Genomic DNA, 7,049 nt, shown 5'->3' with positions numbered 1-7,049 from the left:
GATACTGTCGGTCAGTTTGCTCAGTTGCTCCAGGTCCTGACGCATTTCCTCGTCACTGGGGTACTGGCCCTTTTGCGGGCTTTCACCCAGGCGAAACGGTGAATACGAGAAGCCAGAGATTTGTTCTGGCCAGGCGGGCGCGGAAACCGGGCGATTGATCAGCGCCCAGAAGCCGGTGAACAACGCAGCGATGGCCAGCACCACAACCAGGTTCAGGCCGAATTTACGTGAAGACATTGTCGTCCATTTCTGTCGAAGTGATAGGACATTAAAGCAGGGTTAGTAGTCCATTTCCTAACGGTGCAGGCCTTGGGCTCGCTGGCATATAATGCGCGCCGGTTTTTTGGGGTATGAACATGAGTACAGAAGATCCACGCTTCGCCGGCGTTGCCCGGCTGTACGGCGACCAAGGCCTGCAACGCCTGGGCCAGGCCCACGTGGCGGTGGTCGGGATTGGCGGGGTGGGTTCGTGGGTGGCCGAAGCGCTGGCGCGCAGTGGCGTGGGCGAAATCACCCTGTTCGACCTGGACGATGTCTGCGTCAGCAACACCAACCGCCAGGCCCACGCCCTGGAAGGGCAGGTGGGGCGCCCAAAGGTCGAGGTCATGGCCGAGCGCCTGCGGGCGATCAACCCGGCCTGCACGGTGCATGCAGTCGCCGACTTCGTCACCCGCGACACCATGGTCGAGTACATCACCGAACACCTGGACTGCGTGATCGACTGCATCGACAGCGTCATGGCCAAGGCCGCGCTGATCGCCTGGTGCCGCCGGCGCAAGATCGCCATCGTCACCACCGGGGGGGCGGGCGGGCAGATCGATCCCACGCAGATCCAGATCGCCGACCTCAACAAGACCTTCAACGATCCGTTGGCCTCGCGGGTCCGCTCCACGTTGCGGCGTGACTACAACTTCTCGCGCAATGTCAGCCGCAACTATGGCGTGCCGTGCGTGTTTTCCAGTGAGCAACTGCGTTACCCCAAGGGCGATGGCAGCGTATGCCTGCAGAAAAGCTTCGTTGGCGAAGGCGTGCGGCTGGATTGTGCCGGCGGCTTTGGCGCGGTGATGATGGTGACCGCCACCTTTGGCATGGTGGCAGCGAGCAAGGCGATAGAGAAACTGGTGGCCGGTGCGCGACGGCCATCGGAGCGGGTCAAGCCCGTGTAAATCCCTGTAGGAGCGGCCTCGTGTCGCGATGGGGCGCGCAGCGCCCCCGACGATGTTGGCCCCCACCCCAGTTAACGGTTGACCACAAGCTCTGCCATGCGCTGCAACACCGCATGCAGCCCATTGCTGCGCGATGGCGACAGCTGGCGCTCCAGCCCCAGCTGGCTGAACCACCCCCGCAGGTCGAGCGCCAGCAGTTCACCGCTGGTCAAACCCTGCACCCGCACCAGCAACAAGGCCAGCAGCCCGCGCAACAAACGGGCATCGCTACCGGCCTTGAACCGCCATGCGCCATCGACCTGCTCGGCCACCAGCCACACCAGGCTTTCGCAACCGTGCACCCGGTTGGCCTCGGTTTTTTCGCTGGCAGCCAGCGGCTCCAGCTGGTCGCCCCATTGCATCAGCAAGCGAGCACGCTGTTCCCAGCCCTTGCCCTGTTCGAACGCGGCCAGCGCCTGTAGCGCCTGTTCCGGCAGGCTCATCGCAACAACTCCAGGCCTTGGTCCAGCGCGTCGAAGAAGCGCTGCAGGTCGCTGCTGTCGTTGTACAAGCCCAGCGACACACGGATCGCACCCTCCAGGCCCAGCCCCTTCAGCAGCGGCATGGCGCAGTGGTGCCCGGCACGCACGGCAATGCCCTGCTCGGTGAGCAGGTGGGCGATATCGGCATTGTGCACGCCTTCGATGACGAAGCTGGCCAGCGCCGCCTGTGGCGTGCCCAGCACCCGGATACCCTCGCGGTCGGCCAGGCCGCGCAGCAGTTGCTGATGCAGGCTGGTTTCGTGGGCGGCGACCGCGTGGCTATCGAGGCTGGCCAGGTAGGCAAGGGTCGCGCCCAGGCCGATCACCCCGGCAATGGGCGGGGTGCCCGCTTCGAAACCCAACGGCGCCGGGCGGAAGCTGGCGGTATGGTAGTCGGCCAGTTGCACCATCTCACCGCCAAACTGCCAATGGCGCAGCAGCTCGAAAGCCTGGCTGCGGCCGTAGAGCACGCCGACACCGTCCGGGCCATACAGCTTGTGGCTGGAAAACACATAGAAGTCGCAGCCCAGCTGCTGCACATCATGGCGCCCATGGACCACGCCCTGGGCGCCGTCGACCACGGTCACGGCACCTTGCGCACGGGCATGGGCCAGCAGGGCAGCCAAGGGCTGCCAGGTGCCCAGCACGTTGGACAACTGGCTGACGGCCAGTACCCGGGTGCGTGGGCCTACCAACTGCAGGGCCTGGTCCAGGTCGATGTGGCCGTGAATGTCCAGCGGCAGTACCACCAGGCGCAGGTCGTGCCGCTGCGCCAGTTGCTGCCAGGGCAGCAGGTTGGCATGGTGCTCCAGCGCGCTGACGGCAATTTCGTCGCCCGCCTCGAAGCGGTGCTCCAGGCCATAGGCCAGCAGGTTCAACGCCGAAGTGGCGCCATGGGTGAACACGATCTGCCGGGCATCGGCGGCGTTGAGCCAGGCGGCCACCTTGTTGCGGCTGGTTTCGAAAGCCTGGGTCGCCAGTGCGCCGGGCAAGTGCTGGGCGCGGTGTACATTGGCTGCGCCATGGGCGTAGTAATGGCCCAGGGCATCCAGCAAGGCTTGCGGCTTCTGGGTGGTGGCGGCGCTGTCCAGGTATGTCTGGTGCTGCCGTTGCAGGGCGTCGATGGCGGGGAAATCGGCACGCCAGGGGGAGGGCTGGAACATGATCGCGGGGCCTGGAATGAAAAACGGGTCTGGCGTGTTGGCGCCAGACCCGATGTTAACACCTCAAACCGTGCAAGGTTCTCAGTTGTGGGCGTGCAATGCTTCGTTCAGCTCGATGGCCGACTTGTGGGTCTTGCATTCCACTGCGCCGTTCAGCGAGTTGCGGCGGAACAGCAGGTCGGTCTGGCCTGCCAGGTCACGCGCCTTGACCACCTTGACCAGTTCGTTGTTCTCGTCCAGCAGGTTCACCTTGGTGCCGGCAGTGATGTACAGGCCCGCTTCGACGGTGTTGCGGTCACCCAGCGGGATACCGATACCGGCGTTGGCGCCGATCAGGCAGCCTTCGCCGACCTTGATGACGATGTTGCCGCCACCGGACAGGGTGCCCATGGTCGAGCAGCCGCCGCCCAGGTCCGAGCCCTTGCCGACGAATACGCCAGCGGAAACCCGGCCTTCGATCATGCCCGGGCCTTCGGTGCCAGCGTTAAAGTTGACGAAGCCTTCGTGCATGATGGTGGTGCCTTCGCCAATGTAGGCGCCCAGGCGCACACGGGCGGTGTCGGCGATACGCACGCCGGCGGGGACCACGTAGTCGGTCATTTTCGGGAACTTGTCCACCGAGAACACTTCCAGCAACTCGCCTTTGAGGCGTGCTTCGAGTTGCAGTTCGGCCAGTTCGCTCAGGTCTACCGCGCCCTGGTTGGTCCAGGCCACGTTCGGCAGCAGCGGGAAGATGCCGGCCAGGCTTACGCCGTGTGGCTTGACCAGGCGGTGCGACAGCAGGTGCAGCTTGAGGTACGCCTCGGGGGTCGAAGCCAGCGCAGCGTCTTCGGCCAGCAGGGTGGCGACCAGCGGCTTGTGGCTTTCGGCCAGGCGGGTCAGCAGTGCGGCCTGGGCGGCATCCACGCCTTTCACCGCTTCGGCCAGTTGGGCGGCCTGGGCGTTGCTGAAGGCGATGGCCTGGTTGCCACCCTGGTAACCAAGAACAGGCGCGACTGCGGCGACCAGTTCGGCGCTTGGGTTGAGCAGGGGTTGTGCGTAGAACACTTCCAGCCAGGCGCCCTGGCGGTTCTGGGAGCCGACACCGAAGGCCAGGCTGAACAGGGTATTGGACATGTGATTACCTCGTGCGAAATAGGGTAGGGGCTCAGGCGAAGGCTGCGGCGTACAGGTCAGGCTTGAAGCCGACCAACGTGCGCGCGCCAAGGTCGAGCACCGGGCGCTTGATCATCGACGGCTGGGCCAGCATCAGCTCGACGGCCTTGGCCTGGTCGAGGTCAGCCTTGCTGGCGTCGTCCAGCTTGCGGAACGTGGTGCCGGCACGGTTGAGGATGACTTCCCAACCGTGTTCGTCGCACCAGCGGTTCAGGCTGTCACGGTCGATGCCTTGGGTCTTGTAGTCGTGGAATTCGTAGGCGATGGACTGGTCTTCGAGCCAGGTACGCGCTTTTTTCATGGTGTCGCAGGCTTTGATGCCGTAGAGCGTGTAGGTCATTGTGTGCATTGGGGATCACAGGTTGCCCCAACCTCTCCGTTTTTCGATTTCAGTCGCGGGATTATGCGGGAAGCAACCTCGCGGCGCCACGCCTGAGACGTCCATGTCTATTGATCAAGGCGTGTTCAGGCGACCAGGCGCTGTACCGCCCCGATGATCTCTTCACCGTGTCGCTGTTCGGCGGTGCGCAGATCGAAGGCGGTCTGCAGGTTGAGCCAGAACTCGGGGGTAGTATCCAGGCAAATGGACAGACGCAGCGCCATATCGGCGGAAACACCGCCCCGTTCGCGCAGGATATTGTTGACGGTTGGAGTGGCGACGCCCAGCGCCCTGGCCAATGCCGCAGCACTGAAGCCCATTTCTTTCTGGAAGTCCTCACGCAGGACTTCACCGGGATGGATTGGACGCATACCGTTCTTGAGCATGATGCACCTCAGTGGTAATCGATAATTTCAACGTTGGCCGGCCCGTTGTCGGTCCAGGTGAAGCACAAGCGCCATTGGTCATTGACGCGAATGCTGTGCTGACCGGCACGGTTGCCGCTCAACGCCTCGAGGCGGTTGCCAGGTGGCGATCGCAGGTCTCGCAGCTCTGTTGCGGCATCGAGCATGGCCAGTTTGCGCTCCGCGACTGATTTGATATCTGACCAACGTCGCGTTTTTCCAGTAACAAAGAGTGCTTCCGTGTCGGCACAGCTAAAGCTTTGAATCATGAGATTGAATGCATAACGTTATTCGTTACGCTTGATTATACGACCTCATCGCGGTAGTTCAAGGGCTTCGCTGCACGTTGCTCGGGTAATGCCGGCCATGATTGCTGGGTATCATCATGTTACATATTCATCCGCCACCTGCGACTATCGTGCAGCGGCCCTGGTTCGCCGATCGCCGCTAACATATTGTTTCAATGGCGATGTTTCGCCCTGTTGTCGTTTCTGGTTCACAAAGGAAGCCTTACCGGATGCAGTCCGCCTACACCGTCCTCATCCTGTTGACCTTGGTCAGCCTGTCGAAACTGGTCGGTCGCCTGATTCCGCTGCCCTTGCCGCTGGTGCAGATCGCCGCTGGCGCCTTGCTGGCGTGGCCGACCCTGGGCCTGCATGTGGCGCTGGACCCCGAGCTGTTCCTGTTTCTGTTCCTGCCGCCACTGCTGTTCGCCGATGGCTGGCGGATTCCCAAGCGCGAACTGTGGCGCCTTCGAGGGCCGGTGGTGGCGCTGGCGGTAGGGCTGGTGCTGTTCACTGTGGTCGGGGCCGGTTACTTCATTCACTGGCTGATGCCCAGCATCCCGCTGCCGGTGGCCTTCGCCTTGGCCGCCGTGTTGTCGCCGACCGACGCCGTTGCCGTATCGGCCATTACCCAGGACCGCCTGCCCACCCCGCTGATGCATATGCTGCAGGGCGAGGCGCTGATGAACGACGCCTCTGGCCTGGTGACCTTCAAGTTCGCCCTGGCGGCGGCAATCACCGGGGTCTTCTCGCTGGCCGACGCCAGCTTCAGCTTCGTGCTGGTAGCACTGGGGGGCCTGGCAGTGGGCGTGGCCCTGAGCTGGCTGATCGGCCGCCTGCGCATGTGGATGATCACCCGGGGCTGGGACGACCCTGCGACCCATGTCGTGTTCATGCTGCTGTTGCCGTTCGCGGCTTATGTACTGGCCGAGCGCCTGGGCGTGTCGGGCATTTTGTCGGCAGTGGCCGCCGGCATGATGCAGAGCTGGCTCGACCTGCTGCCACGCCAGACCAGCACCCGCCTGCTCAACCGCAGCGTCTGGTCGCTGCTGGAGTTCGCCTTCAATGGCCTGATTTTCCTGCTGCTGGGCCTGCAGTTACCGGACATCATCAAGGCCGTGGTCAGCCACGAAACCACCGTGTGGCCGACCCTGGCCTACCGCTGCCTGGATGTGCTGGCGATTTTTGCCGCGCTGATCCTGCTGCGTTTCATCTGGGTGCAGAGTATCTGGCGCGCGATCGGCGTGCTGCGCCGCTGGCGCGGTAAGCCGGCGCTGGTGCTGGTGCCTACGGCGCGCTCCTGCTGGCTGCTGACCTTCGGCGGCGTGCGGGGTGCAGTGACCCTGGCGGGTGTGATGTCGGTGCCATTGCTGATGGGGGCAGGCAAGGCGTTCCCGGAACGGGACCTGCTGATTTTCATCGCGGCAGGGGTGATCCTGCTATCGCTGGTCAGCGCCTGTATCGCCTTGCCGCTGTTGCTGCGCGGGGTGACCAAAAGCGCCGACGAGCGCTTGCAACAGGAAGTGCAAGAAGCCTGGCGGCGCACGGCAGAAGCGGCGATCCATGCCTTGGAGGCGGAGGAAGTGATCGACAGCAATGCGCCGCAGGATGCAGACCAGGCAACCATGGCCACGGAACTGAAGGCGCGCCTGATGGCGGAGTACCGGGATGAGCTGGACAGTTATAACGACACGGCCGAAGCCAAGGCACTGGCCGAGCAGATGGATTTGCTGGAGCGCCGCTTGCGCCTGCGGGCGCTAAGGGCGCAGCGGCTGGAGCTGTACAACCTGCATCGTCAGCACGAGGTGGGCGATGAAGTGGTGCGGCAGGTGCTGGGCGAGCTGGACATGAGTGAGGCGAACCTGGGCCAGGTCAAATAAAGCGCTGGGGCTGCCTTGCAGCAACAGGTCTCTCACCTACCCCGGTATCTTTCTGCAAATTTGAAAAGCCTGCGCGATTCATTGTGGGAGCGGGCTT

The 7,049-nt window shown here is 63.5% G+C and carries 9 protein-coding genes; 2 read left to right on the top strand and 7 right to left on the bottom strand.

Features of this window, described 5'->3' with window-relative positions:
* A partial coding sequence (locus tag APH30_RS25500; protein ID WP_156326678.1) for a hypothetical protein occupies positions 1-237 on the bottom strand: 237 nt, incomplete at its 3' end.
* 119 nt (positions 238-356) lie between these two features.
* Here APH30_RS25500 and tcdA point away from each other — a divergent pair.
* Positions 357-1,166 (top strand): tRNA cyclic N6-threonylcarbamoyladenosine(37) synthase TcdA, encoded by an 810-nt coding sequence (tcdA, locus tag APH30_RS25495; RefSeq protein WP_009686964.1) that lies wholly within the window; start codon positions 357-359, stop codon positions 1,164-1,166.
* Between the two features lie 71 nt (positions 1,167-1,237).
* Here the strand turns inward: tcdA and APH30_RS25490 are convergent, their stop codons facing one another.
* The 6 genes from APH30_RS25490 to APH30_RS25465 all read right to left on the bottom strand — a co-directional run bounded on the left by APH30_RS25490 (position 1,238) and on the right by APH30_RS25465 (position 5,057).
* Positions 1,238-1,648: a SufE family protein gene (locus tag APH30_RS25490; protein ID WP_054914100.1), complete on the bottom strand. Its 411-nt coding sequence runs from the start codon at positions 1,646-1,648 to the stop codon at positions 1,238-1,240.
* A complete protein-coding gene (locus APH30_RS25485; protein WP_054914099.1) occupies positions 1,645-2,850 on the bottom strand; it encodes a cysteine desulfurase in 1,206 nt (401 codons plus the stop codon). Before APH30_RS25485 ends, APH30_RS25490 begins: the two co-directional genes overlap by 4 nt.
* Positions 2,851-2,931: 81 nt before the next feature.
* A complete protein-coding gene (gene dapD / locus APH30_RS25480; protein WP_009686960.1) occupies positions 2,932-3,966 on the bottom strand; it encodes a 2,3,4,5-tetrahydropyridine-2,6-dicarboxylate N-succinyltransferase in 1,035 nt (344 codons plus the stop codon).
* Between the two features lie 31 nt (positions 3,967-3,997).
* Positions 3,998-4,345 carry an ArsC family reductase gene (locus APH30_RS25475; RefSeq protein WP_054881204.1) on the bottom strand — a complete coding sequence of 116 codons (348 nt, stop codon included), beginning with the start codon at positions 4,343-4,345 and terminating at the stop codon, positions 3,998-4,000.
* 125 nt (positions 4,346-4,470) lie between these two features.
* Positions 4,471-4,770 (bottom strand): type II toxin-antitoxin system antitoxin GraA, encoded by a 300-nt coding sequence (gene graA / locus APH30_RS25470; RefSeq protein WP_029885078.1) that lies wholly within the window; start codon positions 4,768-4,770, stop codon positions 4,471-4,473.
* Positions 4,771-4,778: 8 nt separating this feature from the next.
* Positions 4,779-5,057: a type II toxin-antitoxin system RelE/ParE family toxin gene (locus APH30_RS25465; protein WP_029885077.1), complete on the bottom strand. Its 279-nt coding sequence runs from the start codon at positions 5,055-5,057 to the stop codon at positions 4,779-4,781.
* Positions 5,058-5,305: 248 nt separating this feature from the next.
* Here APH30_RS25465 and APH30_RS25460 point away from each other — a divergent pair, with 248 nt between their 5' ends.
* Positions 5,306-6,952, top strand: a complete 1,647-nt coding sequence (locus tag APH30_RS25460) for a Na+/H+ antiporter (protein ID WP_054914098.1) — start codon at positions 5,306-5,308, stop codon at positions 6,950-6,952.
* Positions 6,953-7,049 lie beyond the last annotated feature (97 nt).

The organism is Pseudomonas sp. NBRC 111127 (assembly GCF_001320345.1).
Lineage (GTDB): Bacteria > Pseudomonadota > Gammaproteobacteria > Pseudomonadales > Pseudomonadaceae > Aquipseudomonas > Aquipseudomonas juntendi.
Note: the sequence above shows the minus strand (reverse complement) of the source record. Positions and strands in the feature narration are given on the sequence as shown.